The organism is Nonomuraea sp. 10N515B (genome assembly GCF_052245915.1).
Classification (GTDB): domain Bacteria; phylum Actinomycetota; class Actinomycetes; order Streptosporangiales; family Streptosporangiaceae; genus Nonomuraea.
The window spans coordinates 1-26537 of the sequence record NZ_JBQQBQ010000070.1 but is presented as its reverse complement, the minus strand read 5'-3'; the positions used below and the strand labels follow the sequence as shown (position 1 = coordinate 26537).

Here is a 26537-nt window from a genome sequence, read left to right as displayed (position 1 = left end):
GTGTTAACGTCGGCATTGAGGATTCTGGTACCAATCGACGGGGGGAATGATGGCCGGAATGCCTGGCTTCGAGGAAGGAGGGGGCTGCAGACGCCGCCGCTGGTGGCGTCGCCGTCGCTGCCGCCGCCGTCGGCGCTGGTGGTGGGGCCCCTGGGGACATGACTGGGATTGGTGAGTGAACCAAGTCCAATGAGCCGCGGGTTGCGACGGTCTCCGCCGCGCGTGTGGTTTCTCACCCGTTGGTGGCTGCGCTCCGCGAAGTCGCCGCAATCCGCCTGAAGTTGAGTACATCACCCGGCAATGTGGCCCTGCGGCCCTCAGCAACTCCTCTATGAGACCGACGCATCCCTCGCGGCCTGACGGCAAGGCGAACGCCTGCTGCGGGACCACGCCGCCGGCGGCCTACGACGAGTCGGCCACGTCTGACCTGCCAGTGCTCGCCGCGAAGCGGCCACCAGGGCGGTCGTCGTCCGGGGAGAGTGCGTCGTGGACGGCCCCGGCGTGACCGGCCGGATTGTGCCGGCCATGACGGTGTGCGATGTTCCCTGTGATGAGCGTTACATTTTCTAGCGCGTAAACGCGCAGGCGGCGCATACTCAAGGCCATGCCAAATGATCAACCGATCGGCCGGCGAGGGCTGCTGCGCGCCGGTCTTGTCGTGGGAGGCCTGTTCGCCGGGACGGCCGCTGCGGGCACCGCCGTCCATGCTCAGAGCGTTCCGTCCTCGAGCGGGACCACCACGCCGGACAAGCGTCCCGCCACACCCGATCAGGCCTGGGCGAGATTGCGTGAAGGCAACCGCCGCTGGGTGGCCGGCACCTCCACACACCCGCACCAGGACGCGGCGCGGCGGGCGGAGGTGGCACAGAAGCAGGACCCGTTCGCGGTCGTCTTCTCGTGCATCGACTCGCGGGTGGCGCCCGAGCTCGTCTTCGACACCGGATTGGGTGACCTGTTCGTGCTGCGCACCGCCGGGCAGACCATCGACCCGCTCGTCACGGGCTCGGCGGAGTACGGCCCCGCCGAACTGGGCACCCCGCTCGTCGTCGTGCTCGGCCACCAGCGCTGCGGCGCCGTCACGGCCGCCGCCGAGTCGCTCCACGACCACAAGAAGCTGCCGGGAGAGCTGAGCACCATCGCCTCATCGCTGCGCTCGTCCTACAAACGCTCGGGCGGCGACGTCGACAAGATGATCCGCATCCACACCATCGACGTGGTGAACCAGCTCAAGAAGGACAGGCTGTTCACCCCGCGCATCGCCAAGGGGCAGCTCAAGGTGATCGGCGCCTACTACTCGATCGACACCGGCGAGGTCAGCCGCCTCGCCTGACCCCGGCGCAGCGGGCAGCACTCGCGCCGGGTCGCCGACCCTCAAGGATGTTCACCGGCCATGAGCATGACGGTCGCTCTGCCGTCAGCGGCCGATCTTGTCCAGCTCGGCGAGATCCTCCTCGGAGAGCGAGAATCCCGCGCCCGCAACGTTCTCGCGTAGGTGCGCCACCGACGAGGTGCCGGGGATCAGCAAGATGTTCGGCGACCGCTGCAGCAGCCAGGCCAGGGCGACCGACATCGGCGTCGCGTCCAGCCGGAAGGCCACGGCCGTGAGCGCCGAGGACTGCAGCGGGCTGAAGCCGCCGAGCGGGAAGAAGGGCACGTAGGCGATGCCCTGCCCGGCGAGTTCGTCGATCAGCTCGTCGTCCTGGCGGCGGGCGAGGTTGTACATGTTCTGCACACACACGATCGGCGCAATCGCCTGTGCCTCGGCGACCTGTTCCGCCGTCGCGTTGCTCACGCCGAGGTGCCGGATCAGGCCCTGCCGCTGGAGTTCGACGAGGGTGTCGAACGCCTCGGCGAGCGAGCCGGGCTGGGGACCCTGGGCATCGCCGAGCCGGAGGTTGACCACCTCCAGCATCTCGAGGCCGAGGTTCTCCAGGTTCTCCTGGACGGCCCGGCGCAGGTCTTCGGGCCGCCGGGCCGGGGGCCAGCCTCCCTCCTGGTCCCGGGTCGCGCCGACCTTGGTCACGATGTGCAGCGAGTCCGGGTACGGGTGCAGCGCTTCGCGGATCAGCTGGTTGGTGAAGCGCGGCCCGTAGGCGTCGGCGGTGTCGATGTGGGTGATGCCGAGGTCGACGGCCTCGCGGAGAACGGCGATTGCGCCGTCGCGGTCGGCAGGCGGGCCCATGACCCAGGGGCCGGCGAGTTGCATAGCGCCGTAGCCGAACCGGGTGACGGTCAGATCGCCCAAGGTCCAGGTGCCGCCGGGAAGCGAAGCGGAGAGCGTGCTCATACTGTGCCTTTCGTGTTGAGCCAAGGGATTGGTGCCTGACAGCGCCTTGCATCATCATTGGTGTGTAGCTTCCTAAACGGAAGTAGGCACTGCGGAGTGCGTAAGGCATCCGCAGGTGAGAGGAGTGGTCGATGGCAACGAAGACGGCAGCCCAGCAGAGAGCACAGGCCAAGGTGGAGTACGACGCCTTCCTGGCGGCCTGCCCCAGTCGCAAACTGCTCGACCGGATCTCCGACAAATGGGTCACGCTGATCCTGGCCGCGCTCGGCAGCTCGCACCAGCCAGGCACTGACTGCGCCGGCGAGCCGCGGGCGATGCGCTACTCGGAGCTGCTGCGCCTGCTGGCCGGCGTCAGCCAGAAGATGCTCACCCAGACGCTGCGCTCCCTGGAGCGCGACGGCCTGGTGACCCGCACCGTGACGCCGACCGTGCCCGTCACGGTCTCCTACGAGCTGACCGATCTCGGCCTGTCACTGTACGAAATGATGCGCGGCCTCAAGGCCTGGGCCGAGGTGCACATGGACGATGTGCTCGCCAACCGCGAGACCTACGACACCCGCGCCACCTGAGAGAGCACTACGAGGATGTGGAACACGCCGGCCGACGCTTCGCCAGAAGCACCTGTTCCTGCGGTGAGCCGGCCGGGCGGCATCAGCCGGCAGGGGTGACCAAGCAGAACTCGTTGCCTTCGGGGTCCGACATGACCTGGAAGGAGCCCTGGTCGTCACAGACGGTCTCGCCGATCCGCGCGGCGCCCAGCCGCAGGGCGTGGGCGATGGCCGGCTCGATCGCGTCCACCGCGATGTCCAGATGGAGCCGGTTCTTGCCGGCCTTGTCTTCTGCCACGGGCTGGAACGCCAGCCGCGCGCTGCCGGGCGGTTCGACGTGGGACCAGCCCCGGGCACGATCCACGGGGTCGCCGCCGAGCAGGGCCGCCCAGAAGCGAACCAACTCGTGCGGATTCCGGCAGTCAACCACGATCTGGTTGAGGTGCGCTCGCATGACGGTCAGGGTAACGGGCCACCTCACCCTGGGCGAGCCATGATCGACGCTCTCCTGCGCTCAGGGCCTCCCGATGCCGGCCCGAGCCCAGTGTGTGCCGATGAGTTATGGCAGGGCGGGCGGTCCACCTCCTGAAGACGATGTCCAGGAGGTCACGTGGGTTCCGTGGTGCTGTACAAGAGCATGTCCTTGGACGGGTTCGTCGCCGGTCCGCACGTCGGCGCCGAGCATCCGATGGGCGAGGGTGGCATGCGGCTGCACGAGTGGATGTTCACCGAGCGGCCCGATCCGCGCGACACGGAGATCATCGCCGCGATCACGGCCTCGGCGGGCGCGGTCGTGGTCGGCCGGCGTACGTTCGACGTCGGTCTGCCGCATTGGCAGGACACGCCGTTCCCGGTGCCGACCTTCGTGCTCACCCACCAGGCCCGTGACGAGCTGGCCATGAAGAGCGCGACCTTCACCTTCATCACCGACGGCATCGCCAGCAGCATCGAGTCCGCACAGGACGCAGCCGGCGACAAGGAGGTGATCGTCATGGGCGCGCAGACCGGGCGGCAGTTCCTGCGCGCCGGGCTGGTGGACGAGCTGCAGATCACCTTGGTGCCGGTCATGCTGGGCGGCGGCACCCGGCTGCTGGAGGACCTGAGCCCCATCGAACTGGAGCGCACGCGGGTGATCGCCTCCGATGCGGTCACGCACCTGCGGTTCCGGGTTGCCAGGTAGGTGGGGCCAGGGCCGGGCGAAGGGGTGCGCGGGGGCGCGGCGTGCAGCACACTGCCCTCAAGGGACCGACAGGCGGGCGGGAGGCGGCGATGGCCAAAGGCTCGATCATCGTGATGCTGGCGGTCCTGTTGGCTAGCCGCTGCGGCGGCCCGCCCGCCCCGCGCCCGCCCGCGCAGGCCGCGGTCCCCTCCCCAACGCCGTCTCCCACCAGTGGCTGCCAGGCCGCCCAGCCGCTGCAGCCTGGCGGCCACACCCTCACCCACGGCGGGCAGCAGCGCCGCTTCCTGCTGTCGGTGCCCGACGGCGCCGGCCCCCACCCGGTCCTGCTCGACCTGCACGGCCTCGGCTCCTCGGCCCGCCAGCAGAGCACCTACAGCCGGCTGGCCGCCGAAGGCTCGCTGCGCGGCTACATCGTGGCCACCCCGCAGGCCGCCGAGGGCCGCATGGGCTGGACGCTGCCCCACACCGGCGGCCCCGACGACACCGGCTTCATGACCGCGCTGCTGGACCGGCTCGAGCAGCGGCTGTGCGTCGACTCCCGGCGCGAGTTCGCCGCCGGCATGTCGTACGGCGCCGGCATGGCCGCGGGCCTGGTGTGCGCCCTGGACGGCCGCCTGGCCGGGATCGCCGCCGTGGCCGGGCTCAACATCGTGCCCCCCTGCGACCGGCCCCGCCCCACGACGATCATCGCCTTCCACGGCACCGCCGACCGCATCGTCCCCTACCGCGGCGGCCACCCGTTCCGCGACGCCACCGGCGACCTGCGCGCCCTGGCCCAGCTCGTGATGCTGGCGCCGGTCGAGCAGGTCATGGACGGCTGGGCCAAGGCGCACAGCTGCGCCGGCCGCACCAGCAGCAGCCTGAGCGAGCACGTACGGCTGCGCGGCTGGAAATCCTGCCCCGGCGGGGCCACACTGCGCCTGTACACGGTCGACGGGGGCGGCCACACCTGGCCCGGCCCCATCGAGGTGCCCAGGCTCGGAGCCACCGCCCGCGACCTGGACGCCACCGCGCTCATCCTCGACACCTTCGACCGCACCCCTTCCCGGTGACCCGCCCGACAATGGAGAGTCCATGGACGACGTACGCGTCACAATCGAAGCCGTGCCCCGCGCCGGGCTGACCGAGCAGCGGCTGCGCCAGGCGATCGCCGAGCATCCCGAGGCGTTATCGGCGCTGGAGGTGGCCGACCCGGACAGGCTCACCGTCGCCTTCGCCCCCGGCCTCGGCCACGACCCCGGCGAGAACGCGCCGTTCCAGGCGAGCGTGTTCGACCCGGTCGGCAACCGCGCCGTCGAGCTGCGCGGCACCCTGGACCGGCCCGAACGCGCCGACCTTCGGCCCAGCGCCTGGCGGCCCCAGCCGAGCCGCGCCGAACTCGTCGCCGCCGCCGCGATCCTGCGCGCCGACCCCCGCTTCCCCGCCGGCGACGACGTCGTGGTCTACCGGCCCATGCCGCCGCTGGCCGACGCCGAAAACCCCGACGGCACCACCGTGCGCCGCCCCACGCTCGGGGTGTACACGCCGGCCGAGCCGACCGGGCTGCGCCACCGCATCGTCGCCGTCGACCTGGTCAACCACATGGTCGACTGGACCCCGGCCGGGGTCAACGTGCGCATGCACCACGACTGCGACAACAGCGTCCCCGAAGGCGTCGACTCCCTGGTCGACCGCGGCGGCCCCGACCAGGTACGCGTGCGCGTCCACCGCGGCGCCACCGAGTTGTGGAACCTGCTGGTGGTGCGGCCGCGCGCCTCGGCGCCGCAGAACCCCGGCCTGGGCGGCGGCGTCGAGCTGCGCGAGGTCCGCTACCGCGGCCGGCTCCTGCTGCGCCAGGCCCACCTGCCCATCCTCAACGTCGAATACGAGGAGGGCACGACCTTCCGCGACGACGTCGCCTTCGAAACCCGCTTCTCGGCCACCGGCTCCGACCCGGTCGGGTGGGGGTGGCGACTGTGCACCAGCAGCCCCCGTACCATCCTGGAGCGCCCCGACACCGACGCCGGCAACTTCCAGGGCGTGGCCTTCCACCACGACGGCGAAGAGCTGCGCATCGTCAGTGAGATCGCCGCCGGCTGGTACCGCTACGCCAGCGACTGGCGGCTCGGCGACAACGGCGACATCAGCCCGCGCTTCGGATTCGCCGCCACCCGCAACCCCATGACGTGCCTGGTGCACCGCCACCACGCCTACTGGCGGCTCGACTTCGACATCGAAGGCGCTGGCAACGACGTCGTCGAGCAGATCGACGACACCGGCTCGATCATCCCCGAACCCGTCCCGATCATCCGCGAGACCTCCCGCCGGCGCCGCCCTGCCGATGCCCGGGCCCGCTACTGGCAGGTCCGCGACAAGGCGTCCGGCCGCGGCTTCCAGATCCATCCGGGCGAGCTCGACGGCACCGCCGACGCCTACGGCGTGTCCGACCTGTGGTTCCTGCGCCACCACCCGCGCGAGCTCGACGACGGCAACCCCGGCCCCCGCGACCGCGCCGCGATCAACCGCTGGCTCAACGGCGAGAGCATCAACGGCGCCAACGTCGTCGTCTGGTACGCCGGCCACTACTACCACGACCAGGCCCACCCCCAGCCCCACCAGGGCGAGCTGATCGGGCCGCGGCTGGTGCTGATCTGACGGGAGCGGCAGGCGCCGATCCAGCGGCTACTCTTGTCGCTCATGAGTCAGGTGGGACACGCGACGGCCCGCGCCCTGCTGCGCAGACTGGCCGTCGAACAGGCCGAATGCAGGGTGCCGTCGCTGACGGCCGCGATCGTGCGCGACGGGCGGACGGCGTGGTTCGGCGGCCGGGGACGCGTCGGCGACGCACCCCCGACCGCCGCCACCCAATACCGGCTCGGCTCCATCACCAAATCCATGGTCGCCGTGGTCGTCATGCGGCTGCGCGACGAAGGAGCGCTGGCCCTGACCGACCCCCTGGACGCGCACCTGCCCGGCGCCCCGCACGGCCACCTGACCATCGCCCAGCTGCTGTCGCACACCGGCGGGCTGACCGCCGAACCCCCCACCGCCTGGTGGGAACGCACCCCCGGCATTCCCGCCGCCGACCTGCTCAAACGCCTGGGCCCCGGCGAGCTCAAACACCGGCCGGGACGCCGCTTCCACTACTCCAACGTCGGCTTCGCCCTGCTCGGCGAGCTCGTCGCCCGCCTGCGCGGCACCACCTGGCTGCAGGCCGTCCACGGCGAGGTGCTCGCCCCGCTCGGCATGAACGACACCACCGCCCGCCCCCGCGCCCCGCACGCCACCGGCTACGCCGTGCACCCGTGGGCCGACGTCGTGCTCGCCGAGCCGGAGCACGACGCCGACGCCATGAGCCCGGCAGGGCAGCTGTGGTCCACCCCGCACGACCTGGCCCGCTGGGCGGCGTTCCTGTGCGGCGACACCGGCGGCGTGCTGTGCGGCGACACGCTGGCCGAGATGCGCGAACCGGTCGGCGTCGACGACGGCGACACCTGGACCGGCGGGTTCGGGCTCGGCCTGCAACTGTCCAGGGACGGCGGCCGGCGCCTGGCCGGGCACGGCGGATCCATGCCAGGGTTCCTGGCCACTGTGTGGGCGGACGCGGCCGAAGGGGTCGGGGTGCTGTTCATGGCCAACACCACCTCGGGGCTCAGCGGCCGGCTGCTCACCGACCTGCTCGACATCCTGGAGGAGTACGAGCCGCGGCTGCCCGACGAATGGCGGCCCGTGCCGGCCGACCCGGAGCTGCTCGCGCTGACGGGGCTGTGGCATTGGGGGCCCAAGCCGTACACGCTGCGGCTGCTGCCCGAGCGGGGCCTGTCACTGGAGCCGGTCGGCGGGGCCGGTCGGGCCTCGCGGTTCGTCCCCCAGCCGGACGGGACCTGGCGCGGGCTGGACGGCTACTACGCCGGGGAGACGCTGCGGGTGGCGGCCGACCATCTCGACCTCAACACGTTCATCTTCACCCGCGAGCCGTACGACCCGGCGGCGCCGGTGCCGGGCGGGGTGACCGGCTGGCACGCCTGACCGCCCGCCAGACAGACCAGGCACCTCCGCCGTCTTTCCGGTGGAGGCCTCGGTGTGAGCTGTCTTTAGAAGGTGCGCTCAGCGACCTTCACTCGCTGGCCGGTCTCCAACGCGGCGCGCAATGTGTCGGCCGGCAGCGGCGCGGCGGGGGCTTGGAGCATGCGCTGGACCGGCACGTCGGGGTCGGCGAGGTAGATCTGGGTGTAGGCGCCGGACTCGGGCTCGAAGCGCCAGCTCTCGGGGAGGGTTCCGGCGTCGACGGTGTCGAAGCCGAGCCGGTCGATCAGCTCCGCTGCCCGAGTCTTCGCGCCGGGGTCGTCGCCGGCGATGGGAAGGGCGCTGCGGTCCGGGGCCCCGGCGGGCCGGGCGAGCTGGGGGATGTGGTGCGCCAGGATGTTGTTGAAGGCCTTGACCAGCAGCGCGCCGGGCAAGAGCTGCTGGGCCAGCTCGGTCGTGGTCATCTTTTCGGAGTCGAGTTCGGCGATGCGGCCGTCGCGGGAGGGGTAGTAGTTGCCGGTGTCCAGCACGGTCCGGCCCCGCAACAGCTCAGCAGGCACGGAGCTGTAGGCGCTCAGCGGGATGCTGAGCAGGGTCGCCTCGCCGGCGCGGGCAGCCTGCTCCACGGTGCCTGCCACGGCTCGCGGCCCCAGCTCCTCGACCAGACCGGCCAGGCTCTGCGGGCCGCGCGAGTTGGCGATCACCACGTCGATGTCCGCCGCCACCGCCAGCCGCGCCACCGCCGACCCGATGTTTCCGCTTCCGATGATTCCCAGAGTCGACATTGCGATTCCTCCTTCTATGTTGTGGCCGCCCCGAGCCAATACCCGTGAACGTATGGGCCACCCTGGCCACGTTAAGACCTCACATCAGTGGGGCCCGAGCTGTGACCAGAGGGCCCCGCCTCGGGAGGCGCCATTCCATAGGATTGTTGAACGATGCTACAATCCTCTTGAAGTTGCCAATACGCTCGGCCCGCCGAAGGACGCCCCTTGACCAGCGACGACAACCGCCAGACCCGCTCCGCCGAAGAGGCGGTGCGTGCCTGCGCGATCCGGGCCAAGCAGAGCTGCGCGACCCTCCACAACGCGACGGACACGGCCATCGACACCGCGCTGCGCGCCATGGCGGAACGGTTGCGGGCAGCGCGCGACACTCTCACGTCCGCCAACGAAGAAGACCTCGCCGCAGCCGTGTCCGCCGGCATGTCACCCGCTCTCCAGGACCGGCTGCGGTTGACCGGCCCACGACTGGAGAGCATGGCCGCAGAGCTGCGCACGCTGGCGGACGTGGCGCACGAGCCTCGCGACAAGGCCCTCGAAGAGCGCTCGGACGGCCTCACCCTGCTGGAACGCCGCAGGCCGGTCGGCGTCATCGGCGCGAACTTCGAGGCACGTCCGAACGTCACCCTCGACATCGCCTCCCAGTTCCTCAAATCACGCAACGCAGGCGTGCTCCGCACCGGTTCGGCCGCACTCCGCTCGTCCCGGGCCATCGTGGACGAGGTGATCGCACCGGCCCTCGGCGAAGCCGGCCTCGATCCGGACGCCATCCAGCTGGTGCCCAGCGAAGACCGCTCGGCGGCGTACGCGCTGGTGTCCCTGCCCGAGCTCATTCCGCTGGTCATCCTGCGCGGCAGCGGAGACAGCACCCGCGACCTCGGCCGCGAGGCCGCCCGCCACGGCGTGCGCACCCTTGCCCATGCCGACGGCGGCGGGGTCCTGTACGTGGACTCGGCCGCCGACGACAAGGCCGTGCACCAGCTGATCGCCGACAGCCTGGACCGGCTGGGCGTGTGCAACCGGCTCAATCTGCTGCTCATCGACCGATCCGTGTACGACGAGCGGCTCCCCGGCATTCTCCAGGTCCTGGACCGCCTCGGCATCACCGTCTCCCTGCCCCCGCACACCCACCCGCGCGGGTATGAGTGGTCGCTCGAGCCGAAGCGTGCGGCCACCGTGACGGTCGACGCCGCCGACGGCCCGCTGCACGCGGCTCGGATCGCCAATGAAGAGACATCCGGGCTGGCCGCCGCCATCGCGACCGAGGACCCGGCCGCCGCCGCGCAGTTCATCGACGCCTACGTCGGCTCCGGGGTCTTCTGGAACTCCACCACACGGCTCCTCGACGGCTTCAAGCTGCTGCGGCTGCCGGAAACCGGCATCAACATCGACCGGGTGCCCGGCCCACGCGGTCCGGTGAGCTTCCGCGACCTGTATCTGCGGCAGTACGTGGTCGTGCCGAGCGAACGTCTCACGTCCTGACCGGACCGTCGTTGCCCCACCGAGCAGAGCAAGAGTTTTGGAGACAGACACAGAGGCATCTGCGTGCTCTGGAGCGCTCACCAGCTCAGGCAGTCGCTAGTTTCCGGATACGCGGATGGTTCTCCAGCGCCCACCGCACGGTCTTCGGCGGGCGCCCGAGCAGGGTTTCCAGCTCGTCGGTGATGCCGCCGTATCCTCCGCCGCCAATCAGCCGGGTCAGGGTCTTCAGATGCTCCGCGATATGCGGGAACTGGCCCATAGCGGGGTCCACATAGGTCTCATTCCAGGTTTCGACGTCCTCGGGAACGTATGTGATCTTGCGTCCCAGCACGGCTCCGAAGTCCTCCGCGATCTCGTGCATGTCCTTCAGCTCTGGGCCGGTGAGCGCGTAGGACTTCGACAGGTGCGGCGCCGGGTCGACCAGGATCGTCGCGCACAACTCCGCCACGTCGTAAGCCGCGATGGGCGCGAGCCGATGGTGGCCGAAGGGCAGGCGCAGTTCATCGTCGGCCAGCGAGCCCAGTGCGAGCCAGGTCAGGATCGGGTTCTCGACGAAGAAGGCCGCCCGGACGTTGACGGTCGGGAGGCCGGACCAGTCCAGCACCTGCTCGGCGACCCAGTGGGCCCGCTGCTGCGGTGACCAGTCCGCGACGAGTCCGCCGAGTCGCGAACGCCGGTCTTCGTCCGGTGCGATCATGTTCTCGAACGTCATGAACGACTGCTCGTACTCGGAGATGTTGACGAAGACCTCGATGTCGCCCTGGGCCCGCGCCGCCGCGGCCATCAGGCTGACGGCGTCGGTGTAGTACGGCGACAGACTCATGCTGAAGTAGATGCGTCGGCAGCCCTTCAGCGCGGCGGTCACGTCGGCGATGTTGAGCAGGTCACCGACGAAGACCTCGGCCCCGGCCTGGCGGAGCGCGTGCGCGCGTTCGTCGTCCCGTCGCACGAACGCGCGCACCGGGTGGCCTTGGTCAAGCAGCATCTCGACCATTGTTCTGCTCACACCGCCGATTTCGCCGGCGGCTCCGGTGATCAGGATGGGATGGCGCTCTGGCATCGATGTGTCCTCTGTCTGGTTGGGGTGGGTCAGCGGGTTCTGCGTGGTGTCATCGGGGCGCCTGGCCGTCGATGCGGGCGAGGAAGTCGAGGAGTGCGGCGTTGGCCTCGGCGGGACGCTCCTGCTGCGTCCAATGCCCGCAACCCGGCAGCACCACCGGGCTGTCCAGGTGAGGCGCGACAGCGCTCAGCGGGTTGCCCGGCCCGCCCTGGCCGCGCAAAAGCTCGCTCAGCGAGCTGCCCCCGTCCGGGCCACGCAACGAGGTGACCATGTCACGGTCTCCCACCACATACAGCGCGGGAACGTCGATCCCGCGCCCCCGGAAAGGCGCGAGCAGCTCGTTGTTGCGTTCGATGTTGCGATACCAGTTGAAGGCTCCGGTGAAGGCCTGCTCGCCGTGCAGGGCGAAGTCCTCGGCGTAGGCCTGGATGTCCTCCTCCGTCAGCCAGGCCGGGAGAGCGGGCGCCTGCGGCATGATGTCCAGCAGGCCCAGACCGTCGGGTATGACCAGCGGGCGGGGCTCCCTGCCGAGCGGGTTGTCGCCTGAGGCGCCGACCAGGAGGCGGCGGAAGGCGTCCGGGATGTCCTTGGCGAACTCCGCGTCAGCGACTCCCGGCTCCTGGAAGTAAACCTGGTAGAAGCCCTCGCCGTACTGGGTGCGGGTGATCGAGGGCGGGACCATCCCGCCGGGCAGGATCGGCGGAATGCTGAGCCCGGCCACCGCGCGGACCTTGTCCGGGCGCAGCATCGCCGCGGTCCAGGCCACCGGCGCGCCCCAGTCGTGACCCACGACGACCGCCTGCTCCTCCCCCAGCTCCTCGATCAAGGCGATCACGTCGCCGACAAGGTGGAGCAAGGTGTAGGACGTCACGTCCGGCGGCTGCTCGCTGCGGGCGTAGCCGCGCTGGTCAGGGGCGACGACGCGGTACCCGGCCGCCGCCAGCGCCCCGAACTGGTGACGCCAGGAGTACCAGCTCTCCGGCCAGCCGTGCAGCAGCAGCACCAGCGGCCCCTGCCCCTGCTCGGCGATGTGCAGCCGGACCCCGTTCACATCGACGAAGCGGTGGGTGAGCGAACTTTCCACAAGGACCTCCTTGAGGTCGGTGAGTACGTGCTACTTCTTCAGCTGGGCGTACAGGGCTTCCAGGTCAGCGGACAGCTGCGACTTGATCCAGCGGGTGGTGTCGTCGGCCAGCACCTCGTGTGCCCCTGCCTCGATGCCGTCGAGCGCGGCCACGGCGACGTCGCGGGGGTCGGCCTTGGGCGCGTCGATACCCGACGTCATATCGGTGTCCACGTAGGCCACGTGGAGCCCGGTCACCGCGATGCCGCGCGGCTGCAACTCCAGGCGCAGGGAATTGGTCTGCGACCACAGGGCGGCCTTGGAGGCGCTGTAGGGCGTGCCGTCGGCCAGCCAGGACAGGGCGGAGTGGACGTTGAGGATGTGGCCCCCGCCGTTGCGCTCGATGATCGGCGCGAAAGCCCGGGTGAGCAGCAGCGGCCCGTAGAAGTTTGTGTCCAGGTCCCGGCGCACTTCTTCCATCGGGGAGCCGAGGTACGAAGCGCGGACGGAGGCGCCCGCGTTGTTGATGAGGATGGTGACGTCCTGGGCCTGCTCGGCGGCGGTCACCACGGATGCCGGGTCGGTGACCTCGAGCGCCAGCGGGACGGCATCGGGGTTCGTCACCGTGCGTGGGTCACGGGCCGTGGCGTAGACCTTGGCGGCGCCGCGCGCGTAGAGCTCCTCGACCAGCACCTTGCCGATGCCCCGGCCGCCTCCGGTGACGACGACGTTGGCGCCCTTGATTGCTGTCATGACTGCCTCCACAACGAGAAACCGATCGGTTTCCTCCACCGTAAACCGATCGGTTTCATCATGCAAATTCAGTTGGGCCAAACCATCACAGAACAGAACCAAGGAGGTCAGCCGAGCGAGGAGGCGCGGTGCCCTCGCGCTATCGCGGCCGCACCCATCCACGCCCGCGCCGACCTGGTGTCATCCGGCCGAGGCGCTGGCCGGCGCGGCGTCGTGGCGCTTGTCCAGGCCCATCTGATGCTTGACAGCACGATCCCAGAACATGCCTGACGCCCGTCCTGGTTCTCAGGGGTGGTGCGCGGGTCAGGGGCGTCCCCGCGACGTCGGCGAAGTGCTGTGCGATGTCGCTGGGCCTCGTCGCGAAAGGCCGGGCCTGGCCTGGTACGACGGTGACGGGGCTCGGTCACGGGCAGTGTGGTGGGCCTCCGCTCGGACGGGAAGGGAGCCATGGGGCGCGGGGCCCCGCCTCAGGGTGAGGTGTCCCGAGCCGAACGCGTTGGCTGCCGGCGTTGCGGAAGACGAAGGCGGCCCGTGCGACGAGTTTGACCGAGATCGGGTTCGTATTGCCGCTCACCCGTTTACCAAAGGTCCGCAGAAAGCCTCGGCCTTCAGGACTCTGTTGGCGAACTTGGAATCTCCTCGTTGATCACTTCGTGGCGCTCCGGTTAGGGTCTCCACAAGATCGGATGGAGCGGGAGAGGTCGGGCGGAGTGTCGATGCGGCCGGAGTCGTTCATGGCGATTCCGGAGGCGACCCGGCGGGTAGCCACGGCGGCCTTCCCTAAGGGGAGCATGTGCATGCGCGTCCGGGATGCGCTGGGCACGGTCTTCACCGATGAGGAGTTCGTCGATCTGTTTCCCGCTGATGGGCAGCCGGCTCAATCCCCGGGGCGGCTGGCGCTGCTAGCGGTGTTGCAGTATGCCGAGGGGTTATCGGATCGGCAGGCCGCCGACGCGATTCGCGGGCGGCTCGATTGGAAGTACGCCCTGGCCCTGGAGCTGGAAGACCCCGGGTTCAATTTCTCGGTGCTGAGCGAGTTCCGTGACCGGGTGATCGACGGCTCAGCCGAGGAACGGATTTTGGAGCTGCTGCTGGAGCGGCTTTGGCAGGCCCGTCTGCTGCGCGCGGGTGGGCGGGCGCGTACCGACTCCACGCACGTGCTGTCGGCCGCCCGGACCTTGAACCGGCTGGAGTTGGTGGTTGAGGCGATGCGGGCGACACTCAACGCGCTGGCGGTCGCCGCGTCGTCCTGGCTGGCTCCGTTGATCAGCGACGAATGGTGTGAGCGCTATGACCAGCGTGCCGACTCCTACCGGCTGCCCAAGGGCGAGCAGGCCCGCGAGCAGTACACGATGGAGGTGGGCCGGGATGGATACGCGCTGCTGGAGGCCGTCCACCGAGCCGACGCGCCCGGCTGGTTGCGCGGGGTCGAAGCCGTCCAGGTTCTGCGGCTGTGCTGGATCCAGCAGTACTGCCGCGATCATGCCGGGATACGGCTGCGCGAGCAGAAGGATCTGCCTCCGGGCGGGACCGGCTGGCCGACCCGTACGACACCGACGCCCGCTACAGGGTCAAGCGGGGTAGCGGCTGGACCGGCTACAAGGTGCACCTGACCGAGACGTGCGAGCAAGGACCGCCCGCACGTGCAGACCACGCCCGCCCCCGTGGACGACCACGAGATCACCGCGCTGGTCCACGAAAGCCTGGACCGACGCGGGGTGCTGCCCGATACCCACGCCGTGGACAGCGCCTATGTCAGCGCCGAGCACATCGTGACCGGTTCGGGATAGAACTCCTGGGCCCCGTCTCGGCGGACACCAGCTGGCAGACCAGGGATGGTGACGCGTTCGAGACCGCCGATTTCCTCATCGGCCCTCCGCTCCCGAAGCTGTCCCCAGCCCCAAAGTAGGTCCTGGTCGGCCCTCCGCTCGGGCTCTCCGCTCCCGAACGCGTCCCCAGCCGCCAGGTAGCCGGAGTGAGAGAGCACGATTGCGGTTCGTGATCGTGTCGGTTCTGGCTTTCGGCTGTGCCTCACCGACCAGGCGGCCCCGCTCGCGGTATCTGCGGACGATCTCCGCGCAGGCGTCGGCCAGGGCAACGTGGACGGCGGAGCGGGCCGCGCCAGGCTCCCTAAGGCCTGGCGCGGAGCTGCTGCAGGTCGGGGATGTGGTTGTACAGCGTGCCCGGGCTGACGCCGAGCAGCTTGGCGATCGAGGTGATCGAGTTGTCCGGGTTGGGCAGCATGTCGCGGGCGGCCCGCAGGAGTTCCGGGGTGATGACGGTGGGGCGGCCGCCGGTGCGGCCACGCGCCTTGGCGGCGGCCAGGCCGTCGCGGGTGCCCGCGACGATGAGTTCGCGGATGAACTCGGCGAGCGCGGCGAAGACGTGGAAGATGAGTCGGCCGCCGGGAGTGGTGGTGTCGAGATTCTCCTGCAGGCTGGTAAAGCCGATCTCGCGCTTGCGCAGGTCGCCGACCATGGTGATGAGGTCGGCCAGCGAGCGGCCGTAGCGGTCCAGGCTCGGGACGACTAGCGTGTCGCCCTCGGTCAGGAAGGCATGGCAGGCGGCGAGCTCGGGCCGTTCGGCGGTTTTGCCGGATTTCTTGTCGGCGAACACGCGACGGCAGCCCGCGGCTTGGAGGGCGTCGAGTTGGCGTTCCAGGTTCTGGCCGGCTGTGGAGACGCGGGCGTAGCCGATGCGGATCTCGCTGCGGTGGGCGGGGAAGGCGGCCAGCGGGTCGGCTGGTAGCCGCAAGGCGTCGGTCACGCCCGCCATTCTCTCAATAAACGGTGCTGAGAGGTTGTTGAGCCGCCAGGGTTGTTGAAGGAGTTTTTGAAGGCTTGGGAGGCCTTCGGCGGCTCGTTTTCGAGATCTTCAGAAAACGATCGTTAAATGAAGCCGTCAGTGGACTGCACTCAGCAACAGACGACGCCATACGGGCGGCATCCGACCCCCATCACGCCTGACGGGTCTTCACCTACGTTCTGGAGAACGGCATCCCAGGCTCCACCGTTGGGCTATTTGTCCGTTAGGCGACAATCCGTACACACTTGGTAGCAGAAATAGATCTTGTTGCCTGATCATGACAAAGTTACGCTTTGCCCGTTTGGTCAATGCTCCAGGGCCGCACGAGTCAGAATCCCTGCCGGGTGGGGTGGAGCGACGTCTGACGCCCACGGGCGTCCCTCGTTGTGGTTCGGAGCGTGATGGCGTATGCGCCGGTATTTGGCATGGGCAGGTTTTGGACGAGTAGCTGCGGCGGCGGGCATCTTACCGGCGAACCGCCCCGCGGCTCGGCACCGCCGGGCGCGGATCCCACGGGCCGCGGTGGCCGCGGGATCCGTGATCGCGCTGATCCTCAGCACCGCTTACCCGGCCGAAGCCGCCACGGCACCGCCCGCCCCGGCCACTCAGGCGAGCGCGCCCCAGCCCGTCGCCGAACGGCCCGACCGGGTGTCGGCCGCGCTCTCCGCGCGGCTCCAGGGCAGCCGCGTCCTGGTCACGGACGAACTCACCGAGAGCACCAGCACCTACGTCAATCCCGACGGGACCATCACCCTTGAGGCGACCAGCGGCCCGTCCAGGATCAAGCAGGGTGACACGTGGACGGCGCTCGACACCACCCTGGTGGCGGCCGATGGAGTGCTCAGGCCGCGCGCGGCGCTCGGCGGGCTGGAACTGTCCGCCGGCGGAGACCAGAAGCCGCTGGTGAAGCTCGTGCCCGGCGAGGGCAAGGAGTTCGCGCTCTCTGCACCGGCGGCGCTTCCCACACCGGTGCTCCAGGGCGACAAGGCGGTCTACCCCGACGCCGCCGGTCCGGGCGCCGATCTCGTCGTCACGGCGCTGCCCGCCGGGGTCCAGCACGATGTCGTGCTGCGCCAGCGGCCGAGCGGTGCCGTGGAGTTCCGCTTCCCCGTACGAAGCAAGGGCCTGTCTCTGTCCGAGACCGAGGAAGGCGCGCTCCGGCTGACGGCGGGCAAGGACAAGGTGCTCGCCTCAGCGCCGCGGCCCTTCATGTTCGGCGCCGAGGCCGCCGGAAGCAGCAAGGATCCCGCCTCCGCGCGACCGGCCGAGACCGGCGACATCGACGTGCGGATCATCGGCACCGGCGACCGGCAGGAACTTGTGCTCCGTCCCGATCCGGACTTCCTCCTGGATCCGGCGACGACCTACCCCGTCACGGTCGACCCCGCCATCACCCTGCCCATGGAGGCGGGGCGTTCGATCCATTCCCCCTGCCCCGACGGCAGCACCTCGATGAGCATCGGGGTCGAGGTCAGCCTGACCAGCTGGGTCTGCTCCTCGGACTGGTCGGCCAAGGTCTTCTACCGGTCGCTGCTCGACTTCGACACGAGCTCGCTCGCCAATCAGGAGGTCGTCAACGCGCGCCTCGACCTGGTCGGCGACCTTTGGAACTGCCCGACCGACCAGCGGCTGAAGGCCCAGCGCATCACGGGCGCGTGGTCCGCCGACGGCGTCTTCTGGGGTGACCAGCCCGCGGTGACGGCCGAGGGCGCGGTCACCTCGTCCGCTCCGGCGATCTGCACCCCGGCCTCGGCGCCGGCCGCCGACGTGCCGTGGAGCCTCGACATCACCGACATCGCCCAGGCGTGGGCGGGCGGAGCGCCGGGCCGCGGCCTGATGCTCCAGGCGACCATCGAGGACAAGCAGAGGTCCACGTTCTCCTACAGCTTCCACGACGACACGGCCAACCTGCCCAAGCTGGTCGTCACCTACGGCTCCACCCCATGGGTTGAGCACCTGCGGACCGTGCCGGTGGCCAGCCCCACCCGCCCGCTGCAGCCGCCCGTGGGTGAGGAACCGCAGATCAGCGGACGCCTCTACACCACCACCACGCGGCCCACGCTGCACAGTGGCGTGCGCGGCACCGGGGCGGCGCTCCGGGCGGACTTCGAGATCGAGCACGACCCCGCTGCCACCGGCCAGGGCAGCGGTCTCATTTGGTCCGGCAGCGCTGGCGACGTGGCCGCCGGGGGAGTGGCGAAGGTCGTCGTACCCGAAGGAACGCTGCACGACGGGTGGCGGATCCGCTGGCGCAGCCGGGCGGTGGACGGCGATCTCGAATCGGCCTGGTCGCCGTGGCAGCCGGTGAGCATAGACGCGACCAGGCCCGCCGCGCCTACGGTGTCGTGCGCCAACGCGGCCGGTGAAGGCACCTGGGGCCCTCGCGGGGAAACCTCGTGCTTCCTCGAATCCTCTTCCAAGGACGTCACGGAATACCTCTGGGACTTCGACAACCCCATCCCCACCAAGATCGAAGAAGCGGGCATCTGGGAAGAGTCCCTGGGCGAGTCCAGGACGCTCAAGCAGAATCTTACCGACGGCTGGCACACGCTGTACGTGCGCACCCGGGACAAGGCGCACAACCTGTCGGACGTCGTGAGCTACCGGCTGGGCATCGGTCCTGGTGGTCTCGTGACGGCGCAGAAGCAGACCCAGACGCACCGCACGATCACGCTCGACGCCGCCGCTCCGGCCACGCGGGACAAAGTGAGCTACGAGTACACGACCAGCACCATGCCATGGGCGGAATGGAGCGAGGTCCCGCCTCAGGACGTCTTCCCGTTCGGCAGCGCGACCCCGATTGCCTCCTGGCCCCAGGCCCGCACCGACACCTCGCAGAACTTCGGCGGCCTGGCCTGGGACCTCGCCGCGACCCTGCGCAGGAGCCAGGAGGCCGAAGGGATGGTACGCCTGCGTGCCTGCTTCTCCGGCGGCACGCAGGCGGAGGAGTGCAGCGAGCCGATCTCCGTCTCGCTCAGCCGGTCGGCCGTCAGCGACAAACACGCCATCAGCGAGATCGGCCCTGGCACCGTGGCGCATCTCAACGGGGACTTCTCCCTGAAGAGCACCGACGCCTCCGCGTTCGGTGTGCAGGTGTCACGCACGCACCGCTCGCTCAGCCCCGGCTTCGAGTCGTCGGTGCCGGACGAGTTCAAGGTCTTCGGCCCGGGCTGGCAGGCGGGCTTCCCCGCGGCGCCCTCGTGGGTGACGTCGTACGTGCCCTCGGACGCCAGCGAGAAGGGCTGGATCCAGCTCATCGGGCCTGACGGGTCCACCTACACCTACACCAAGAACGGCACGGTCTACACCGGAGTCGGCGAAGCCGCCGACGGCACGTCCATCTCGGTCACCGACCAGGAGCTGATCGTCACCGACCGCGCGGGCGCGAAGACCACCTACGTGAAGGTCAACGGAGAGTGGGTGGTAGCCCGCACAGAGGGACCGGCGGCAGAATCCGCGGTGACGTACTTCCGCGACACCCAGGCCAGGATTACCCGGATCCTGACGCCCACGGCGGCCGGCGTCCAGTGCGGCACGACGCTGACGCCAGGCTGCCGCGCGCTCGAGCTGTCGTACGCCCCGGCGACGACCGCCACAGGCGTGGCCTCCGGCTGGGGCGACTTCAAGGACCAGATCAAGAGCGTGTCGGTGACAGCATTCGATCCGGAGGGCGGCGCCATGAAGACCGCCGCCCTGGCGACCTACGCCTACGACTCCACCGGGCACCTGCGCCAGGTCACCGACCCGCGGACAAACCTCACCACGGTCTACTACTACACCGGCCAGGGCCGGGTCTCCCAGATGACGCCGCCCGGGCTGGCGCCGTGGCGGATGGAGTACGACGACTCGGGCCGGCTGGCGCATGTCCAGCGCGAGGAGGGGGACGCCGATCCCACGTGGGCCGTGGCCTACGGCGTCCCGATCGGCGGGGTCGGCGCGCCCATCGACCTCACGCTCGCGCGGACGGCCACGTGGGGCCAGAGCGTCGACCTGCCAGTCACGGGAACGGCGCTCTTCCCCGCGTCGAAGGTGCCCCCGCGTGGTGACGGAGGCACCTACGGCCCGATGGCCGAGGACTGGGAGTACGCCTCACTCGTCTACAGCGACGTGAACGGCCGGGCCGTCAACACCGCCAAGTACGGTGCGGGGGCCTGGCAGGTCAGCGCGACCAGGTACGACGACAAGGGTGACGTCGTCTGGGATCTGACGCCGGGCAACCGGGCGCAGGCGCTGAGCCCGACGCAGGACACCGACCTGTACGTCGCCCTGCGCGCCGACAGCGCCGAGCGGGCGAACCTGCTCGCCAGCACGTCGACCTACTCCGCCGACAAGGACCTGATCGCCGCCGAAGGACCGGCGAGAACGGTCCGGCTGGAGAACGGCAAGCAGGTCTCGGCCCGCCAGCGGACCCGTCACACCTACGACGAAGGCAAGCCGTCGTCGTCGGTGGACTACCACCTCGTCACCACCACCACGATCGACCCGGTGGTGGTCGACGGAACGGCCGTCCCCGCCGACGCCGACGTCCAAAGCGTCACGACGGACTACAACCCCCTCCAGTCGGGAGACGCCTCGGGCTGGACCCTGCGCAAGGCGACCAGCACGACGACGCTCATGCGAGACCGGAACCCGATCATCAACCGCGTCCGCTTCGACGCGGCCGGCCGCGAGATCGAGCGCCGCATGCCGAAGTCGAGCGGCGGCGACGCCGGGGCGACGGTCTCCCACTACTTCACGGCCGGAGCACATCCGGCGATCGAAGCCTGCGGCAGCAGACCGGAGTGGGCGGGCTGGGCCTGCCAGGTAGGCCCCGCGGTGCAGCCCGCCGGCGCTCCGCTCCCCGTCCGGAGGACCACGTACTCCTTCTACGGCGACACCGCGGTGCGTACGGACGTCTCCGGGCAGACCACCCGAACCCTCACCTTCACCCACGACGCCGCCGGCCGCGTGATCAAGTCGCAGGTGCGGGTCACTCCCGAAGGCCCGGGCGGCACGGCGGTCCCGGAGACCACCTACGGCTTCGACCCGGCCACCGGACTGCCCGCCGAGACCTCCAGCACGGGAGGCGACAAGGTGAGCATCGCGTACGACGCTTTCGGCCGAGCCATGTCCATGACCGACGCCACCGGGAACGTCTCCACCGTCACCTACAACGCCGACGGCCAGATCGCCACCACCCACGACGGGAAAGGACTGATCACCTTCACCTACAACGGCGTGGACGCCGCCGGCAGGGCGGAACGTCGCGGCCTGCCGACCAAAGTGGACACCGGCGGCGCAGGCGCCTTCACCGGCTCCTACGACCAGGACGGCCGCCTCAGCCGGCAGGTCTATCCCGGCGGGCTCACCGGCACGGCACGCTACGACAACACCGGGACCCAGGTCGCGCTGACCTACACCAAGGACGACGCCACCTGGCTGGACTTCTCCGCGCTGCCCGACAACCAGGGCCGCGTGGCCGCCCGGCAGGGCCCGGGCGGCAGCGCCCAGGACTACGACTACGACGAGGCCGGCCGGCTGATCCGGGTCACCGACAGGTACGCGGGCGCCTGCGACACCCGGGTCTACGCCTTCGACGACAACACCAACCGCACCGGCCTGTCGGTCCACCCAGGCGGCACGGGCGGCCAGTGCAGCACATCCACGACACCGCAGGAGCACACCTACGACTACGACGAGGCTGACCGCCTGGTAGGCACCGGCTACGTCTACGACGACTTCGGGCGCACCACGCGCGTACCGGCCGCCCACGTGACCGGTACGGGAGACCTCTCCCTCGGCTACTTCGCCAACGACCTCGTCGCCTCGCTGCAACAGGGCGCGCAATCCACGAGCTTCGCCCGGGACCCGCTCGGCCGGGTCAAGAGCATGACCAGCACCGGCGGCCCCAAGCCGGGGACCGTCACGCACCACTACAGCGGAGCGGAGGACAATCCCGCCTGGACCAGCGAGGCCGACGGATCCTGGACCCGCAACATCGTCGGCTTGGCGGGCCTGGCGGCCGTCCAGCAGCAGGACGGAACCATCGTCCTGCAACTGGCCAACATGCACGGCGACATCGTCGCCACGAGCAGGACCGGCGACACCACCGGCGTGACCGGCTACACCGAGCACACCGAGTACGGGGCACCCCGCACGCAGAGCACCGGCGACTCCCGCCGCTACGGCTGGCTGGGCACGAGCCAGCGGGCCTCCGACTCCATCGGCGGCCTGGTGCAGATGGGCGTGCGCCAGTACAACCCCGCCACCGGCCGTTTCCTGCAGATCGACCCCGTCATGGGCGGCAGCGCCAACGCCTACGACTACTGCAGCGCCGATCCCGTCAACAAACTGGACCTGAACGGGACCGACGAATTCCTCGGTGGCCGCGGCGGCTGGTCGGACATCACCCATGAGAGGGGAACGACCGAGGAGAACATCATCGAAGCCGGCGCCGGAATCACCTGCGCAGTGGTCAAGGCCACGGCCGCGTGCATCATCGTCGACTTCGAACTCGAAGTGCACGACTACTACCGCACGCACACCCAGGTGAACCAATATCGGGAGAGCCGGCAGGTCACCATATGGGTATGCCGGGGCAAGATAACCGGCGCGGGGGCGAGTTGCGGAGGTCCGCTGACCCGGCCGGTCGCCAAGCAGATCACCGAAACCAGGAGGCGTACCGAGACCATTGTGACCAGCTATCACAAGAAGGTTTCCATTCACCGCTGGCGGTCCGGCGGTAAGATCATCGCGACCCGGGTCATCGACACGGGCTGGCGGCAGACCGGGCGGAAGGTCTCCTTCTCCTACTCGGCCTGGGTCCTCCCTGCCGGCCCGTATTAAAAGAGCTGGGCGACGGTCATGGGACAGCGCTCCACCTACGGGAGCGCTGTCCGCGCCGGCCTTCTGATGGAGTGAGGCATGAGTCATGGATCGTAGGGAGATCGCGCGGTTGAGAGCGCGCCGGGCGGTGCAGCGCGCACGCCGACACAAGCGACACGTGAACCGGGCCTTGAGGAAGGCCACGGTCATCGCCGCCGCCGTCGGCATCGTCATCCTGGTGGTGGCGGCGATCGTGCTCGAGGCGACGCGAAGCTGACGCGTCCCCGGCACCTCATCCGGCCCTCCACCGGCCTCGATGTGTCCCTGCCGAGGTGGACATGACCACCCCCCGACCAGCTCCCGCTCGGCTCGTGGCTCCTCCAACAAGCCGCGACCACGGCCTCACCGGCCACGAACTGTCCGACCTGCCCTACCACAGCCTCCAGCAGCTCAAGCAAGTTTCCGACCTCGACGACCTGCCGCTGTGTGCCATTCGTAGCCTCTCTCAAGCCCTCGACCTGATCTGGCCCGACTGGCTGGAACCAGCCACTGCGGCCAGTTCATGCCCCGTCAGGCAGCGAGGCCGAGGTCGAGGCGGCGGCCCATGTCGATGTCGATCGTGCCGTACAGGTTGGCGTTGGACCAGAACAGGGGCGAAAGACCTCGCTTGTCGGCGTCGGTCAGTCGCTTCTGCCAGGCGGGGTCCTTGAGGACGGACTGGACGAGCAGGGTGTTGATGAACACCAGCGCGGACTGGAGCAGGTGGAGGCTGAGCATGGAAACCTCCTGATGCTCCTTGTCACTGCCGGGGATGGTGCCTGCGCTGCCATAGAATAGGTCGGTGTTGGCGGAGTTCCAGTTCTCCACCACCTGCAAGCCCTCATGGATCTCGCGGCGCAGCTGCTCGGAGGCGACGTACTCGGCAACGAAGATGCTCTTGACGGCCTTGCCGAGTTCCTCGATGGCCTTGTAGGTGGGGTGCTTGGGGCCACCGCGGGTGAAGCGTCGCAGCACCTGCTCGGCCTCGGCCGTGCCCAGCCGCAGGGCGGTGGCGTACTTGACCATCTGGTCGTACTGCTGGGCGATGATCTCCCAGTCGATCGGCTTGTCGGCCACCATGCCGGTCAGACAGGACGGGACGGTATCGCCGGGCTCGGCCTTCACGAGCTTCTGATGCGCGATCCGCTTGATCCGCGGCAGCAGCTTGAACCCCAGCAGATGCGAGAACGCGAACCCCACCAGGGATTGGCCATGACTATCTGTGTACTGGCGGTCGATGGTGGCGTCGGTACAGTGCCGCAGCACGCCCTCCATCATCGCGGCGACCTCGGAGGCGTTACAAGACCGAAGCTGGGAGTAGACGCACACTGATTTCCGGTCGATGTGCCAGTAGATCATGACGCCGGGGCCGCCGTACCGGGCGTGATACTCCGTCATCAGGTTCGACGACCACGACCCGAACTTCTTCGAATCCGACGCGCACGCCGTCCCGTTGCCCCACCACAGCGGGTCCCGCATCCTCAGGGTGGCGTTGACCAGGGTCGCGATCGCCGCTCGCAGGTTGTCGCGGTTGACGAACAGGTGCCGGGTCGCGCGCAAGGCGGCCTCGGTCTCGCCATGCCGGCCGCCGTCGGCGACCCGCTTGATCCCCACGTTCGTGCCGAGCGCGTACAGGACCAGCAGCAGGCGTTTGCGAATCACTTCCCGCGGGGTCGCCTCCCGGGTCGCGACCGTGGTGAACGCGTCGGTGAAGTCAGTGACGAAGTCCGACTCCTTCAGGAAGTCCAGCAGATCGATGATCCCCCAGCGGGCGGCGACCTCGGTATGCAGCGCCCGCAGGTTCTCCGGAACCTTCAGCTTGCCCAGGTCAGGGATGTGCCAGCGCGGCTCGCCGCGGAGCGTCTTCACCTTCGTCCCACCGGACTTGTTCCTGCTGACCGCCTCCCCACAGGCGGCCATCGCCGCCCGCATCGCCTCCTTCAACGACTCGATGAACACGCTGGCGTCCAACGGCTGGCGCAGGGTCTCGTAGTGGACGTCCCGGTTGTCCTCGAAGTCGGCCGGCAGATCCTCCTCGGGGTTCCGCCATCGGCGGGCGCCGGCGACGTAGATCTCGCGGCGACGCAGCGCGTCCTTCAACGACACGATCACGCACAACTCGTACGAGGCGCGCTCGATGATCCCGTTCTCGTCGACGACCGCTTCCAGCCAGCCGTCCGGGACCACTCCCTGGATCGGGACGTTCTCCGAGGCGTCGTAGTGGCGGGTGGTGTTGGGGATGTCGGCGTATCGCTGCAGCAGGTCCAGGGCGTCCATCACCGGCCGGTAGGCGGTGTTGTTGCACTTGAACTCGATCGCCGCGAGGAGCTTGGGCAGCATCCGCCGGTAGTAGTTCGAATACGAGCTGGTCAGCACCGTCCGCACCCGAGCCTTGTAGGCCTTGGCATCCGCCTTCGCCTCCGCGACCAGCGCCTGCAGCGTGCTCTCCCCGCCCGGGATCGCAGGGAACACCACCTGCCGGACCGTGCCTTCTGGGGACGCCAGCGAGGCCTCGGCGATCGAGAACAGCTTCTCGGTCTTGCGGTGCACCTTCTTGGCCTCGGCCTCGATCGCCTTCTCGACCTTCCGCTCCGCCCGCGTGTTGATCTTCGACACCAGGCCGATGAACAGATCGACCAGCGCGTCTGTGATCTCCGTCGTCCGCGACCACGCCAGCGCTGCCACCAGCGTCAGACGGACTGGCGGCTGGTTCGCCGCGAAGTCCGACGGGTGCGAGGCCATCGCCCGCGCCCGCCAGGAGGCCACCAGCCGGTCGGAGTACCCGCCGAACAGATCCGCCGGCAGGCCCAGCGCCTTCGCCCGCCGAAGCTTGACGATCTCTTCCAGCAGCGTCTCCAACCCCAGCCGGCCAGGGTCGGACTTCAGTTCCAGCAGGAACCCGTCCTGACCCGTAGCCAGCTCCCACAGCGACCGCGCCGAATCCGCCGACAACCCGTTCAGCACATGCAGACAGAACTCCCGCTCGAACCGCGCCCGGCCCGCGCCCACGATCCGATCCACCCGCCCCGGTGGCTCGATCTTCAACGTCCGGCAACGCCTCAGCAGCGCCGCCCGCAGTCCCTCGTCCGTGAACACCATCGGGCAGATCTTGTCCGCCAGCCACTCGGCCAGCACATCCTCATCCGCCCGCGTCGACTCCCGGAACCCCAGCGCATCCCGCACCTGCTTGCGGTGATACTCGATCGTCGACCCCGACCACCGGTACTCCGCGAACAGGACCGGGTCGACCTTCACCTGCCCCGCCACGTAGTCGACAGCGGCCTTCGGGACCTCACCCGAATGCCGCGGGAACCGGCCCTCCTGCTCGAAGAACTTCAGCAACAGACCGAAGCCCAGCCGCGTCGCGCCCGTCTTGTTCCCCACCAGCTCCCAGTCCCCGTCCAGCAGCGTCCACGCCGCGATCAGCTCTTCCGGCTCCCACTCCCGACGCACCCGAACCCGCCCTCCACCCGACCGTCTCCGACACGAACACGATCAAGTAGAAACCCCGACCAACCAGCCCCGTTCACCCACCCGCAACGACCACGAACCGTAATCGTTATCACTCACTTAGCTACTTTGGGGCTAGGGACAGCTTCGGGAGTGTCAACGGTCACTGAGTTCTCCCCGTAGGCGGCCTGGAGTTCTCCCCGCTGGCGGCCACGAAGGTCTCCCCAACGGCGGCCATTTATCTCCCCACCGTTGGTGCCGGTCTGGTTAGCTGAAGGG

18 protein-coding genes are annotated in these 26537 nt (G+C 69.4%); 10 read left to right on the top strand and 8 right to left on the bottom strand.

The window, feature by feature from the left end; all coding sequences use genetic code 11:
- The first annotated feature begins 604 nt into the window (after positions 1-604).
- Positions 605-1330, top strand: coding sequence for a carbonic anhydrase (locus ACTWQA_RS50195; RefSeq protein WP_443165917.1), 726 nt, complete (start codon positions 605-607; stop codon positions 1328-1330).
- Positions 1331-1414: 84 nt separating this feature from the next.
- Here the strand turns inward: ACTWQA_RS50195 and ACTWQA_RS50190 are convergent, their stop codons facing one another.
- Positions 1415-2287, bottom strand: a complete 873-nt coding sequence (locus tag ACTWQA_RS50190) for an aldo/keto reductase family oxidoreductase (RefSeq protein ID WP_443165916.1) — start codon at positions 2285-2287, stop codon at positions 1415-1417.
- Between the two features lie 131 nt (positions 2288-2418).
- On the opposite strand from ACTWQA_RS50190, the gene ACTWQA_RS50185 reads away from it, so the two are divergent.
- Positions 2419-2856, top strand: a complete 438-nt coding sequence (locus tag ACTWQA_RS50185; RefSeq protein ID WP_443165915.1) for a winged helix-turn-helix transcriptional regulator — start codon at positions 2419-2421, stop codon at positions 2854-2856.
- A gap of 82 nt (positions 2857-2938) precedes the next feature.
- Here ACTWQA_RS50185 and ACTWQA_RS50180 read toward each other — a convergent pair whose 3' ends face one another.
- Positions 2939-3289, bottom strand: coding sequence for a VOC family protein (locus tag ACTWQA_RS50180; protein ID WP_443165914.1), 351 nt, complete (start codon positions 3287-3289; stop codon positions 2939-2941).
- A 156-nt stretch (positions 3290-3445) separates the two neighbouring features.
- Here ACTWQA_RS50180 and ACTWQA_RS50175 point away from each other — a divergent pair, with 156 nt between their 5' ends.
- The 4 genes from ACTWQA_RS50175 to ACTWQA_RS50160 are packed head-to-tail and all read left to right on the top strand — an operon-like array spanning position 3446 to position 8023.
- Positions 3446-4015 carry a dihydrofolate reductase family protein gene (locus tag ACTWQA_RS50175; RefSeq protein WP_443165913.1) on the top strand — a complete coding sequence of 190 codons (570 nt, stop codon included), beginning with the start codon at positions 3446-3448 and terminating at the stop codon, positions 4013-4015.
- 41 nt (positions 4016-4056) lie between these two features.
- A complete protein-coding gene (locus ACTWQA_RS50170) occupies positions 4057-5067 on the top strand; it encodes an alpha/beta hydrolase family esterase (protein WP_443165912.1) in 1011 nt (336 codons plus the stop codon).
- A 22-nt stretch (positions 5068-5089) separates the two neighbouring features.
- Positions 5090-6649 (top strand): hypothetical protein, encoded by a 1560-nt coding sequence (locus tag ACTWQA_RS50165; protein ID WP_443165911.1) that lies wholly within the window; start codon positions 5090-5092, stop codon positions 6647-6649.
- Between the two features lie 42 nt (positions 6650-6691).
- The gene (locus ACTWQA_RS50160; protein WP_443165910.1) at positions 6692-8023 is read left to right on the top strand and encodes a serine hydrolase domain-containing protein; all 1332 of its coding nucleotides are present in this window, start codon (positions 6692-6694) and stop codon (positions 8021-8023) included.
- Between the two features lie 65 nt (positions 8024-8088).
- On the opposite strand, the gene ACTWQA_RS50155 is transcribed toward ACTWQA_RS50160, so the two are convergent.
- On the bottom strand, positions 8089-8805 hold the full coding sequence (locus ACTWQA_RS50155) for an NADPH-dependent F420 reductase (protein ID WP_443165909.1): 717 nt from the start codon (positions 8803-8805) through the stop codon (positions 8089-8091).
- 207 nt (positions 8806-9012) lie between these two features.
- On the opposite strand from ACTWQA_RS50155, the gene ACTWQA_RS50150 reads away from it, so the two are divergent.
- Positions 9013-10284, top strand: a complete 1272-nt coding sequence (locus ACTWQA_RS50150; RefSeq protein WP_443165908.1) for an aldehyde dehydrogenase family protein — start codon at positions 9013-9015, stop codon at positions 10282-10284.
- A gap of 85 nt (positions 10285-10369) precedes the next feature.
- On the opposite strand, the gene ACTWQA_RS50145 is transcribed toward ACTWQA_RS50150, so the two are convergent.
- The 3 genes from ACTWQA_RS50145 to ACTWQA_RS50135 are packed head-to-tail and all read right to left on the bottom strand — an operon-like array spanning position 10370 to position 13160.
- Positions 10370-11344 carry an NmrA family NAD(P)-binding protein gene (locus tag ACTWQA_RS50145; protein WP_443165907.1) on the bottom strand — a complete coding sequence of 325 codons (975 nt, stop codon included), beginning with the start codon at positions 11342-11344 and terminating at the stop codon, positions 10370-10372.
- Between the two features lie 49 nt (positions 11345-11393).
- Complete coding sequence (locus ACTWQA_RS50140; protein WP_443165906.1) at positions 11394-12428, bottom strand: alpha/beta fold hydrolase; 1035 nt, start codon at positions 12426-12428, stop codon at positions 11394-11396.
- Between the two features lie 30 nt (positions 12429-12458).
- Positions 12459-13160 carry an SDR family oxidoreductase gene (locus tag ACTWQA_RS50135; RefSeq protein ID WP_443165905.1) on the bottom strand — a complete coding sequence of 234 codons (702 nt, stop codon included), beginning with the start codon at positions 13158-13160 and terminating at the stop codon, positions 12459-12461.
- A gap of 797 nt (positions 13161-13957) precedes the next feature.
- Here ACTWQA_RS50135 and ACTWQA_RS50130 point away from each other — a divergent pair.
- Positions 13958-14773, top strand: coding sequence for a transposase (locus ACTWQA_RS50130; protein WP_443165904.1), 816 nt, complete (start codon positions 13958-13960; stop codon positions 14771-14773).
- A gap of 30 nt (positions 14774-14803) precedes the next feature.
- Positions 14804-14950 carry a hypothetical protein gene (locus tag ACTWQA_RS50125; protein WP_443165903.1) on the top strand — a complete coding sequence of 49 codons (147 nt, stop codon included), beginning with the start codon at positions 14804-14806 and terminating at the stop codon, positions 14948-14950.
- Positions 14951-15290: 340 nt separating this feature from the next.
- On the opposite strand, the gene ACTWQA_RS50120 is transcribed toward ACTWQA_RS50125, so the two are convergent.
- A complete protein-coding gene (locus tag ACTWQA_RS50120; RefSeq protein WP_443165902.1) occupies positions 15291-15926 on the bottom strand; it encodes a recombinase family protein in 636 nt (211 codons plus the stop codon).
- 576 nt (positions 15927-16502) lie between these two features.
- On the opposite strand from ACTWQA_RS50120, the gene ACTWQA_RS50115 reads away from it, so the two are divergent.
- Positions 16503-22790 carry a DNRLRE domain-containing protein gene (locus ACTWQA_RS50115; RefSeq protein WP_443165901.1) on the top strand — a complete coding sequence of 2096 codons (6288 nt, stop codon included), beginning with the start codon at positions 16503-16505 and terminating at the stop codon, positions 22788-22790.
- Between the two features lie 549 nt (positions 22791-23339).
- Here the strand turns inward: ACTWQA_RS50115 and ACTWQA_RS50110 are convergent.
- Entirely contained in the window at positions 23340-26261 is a 2922-nt protein-coding gene (locus ACTWQA_RS50110) for a Tn3 family transposase (protein ID WP_443165900.1), read from the bottom strand.
- Between the last annotated feature and the right edge of the window lie 276 nt (positions 26262-26537).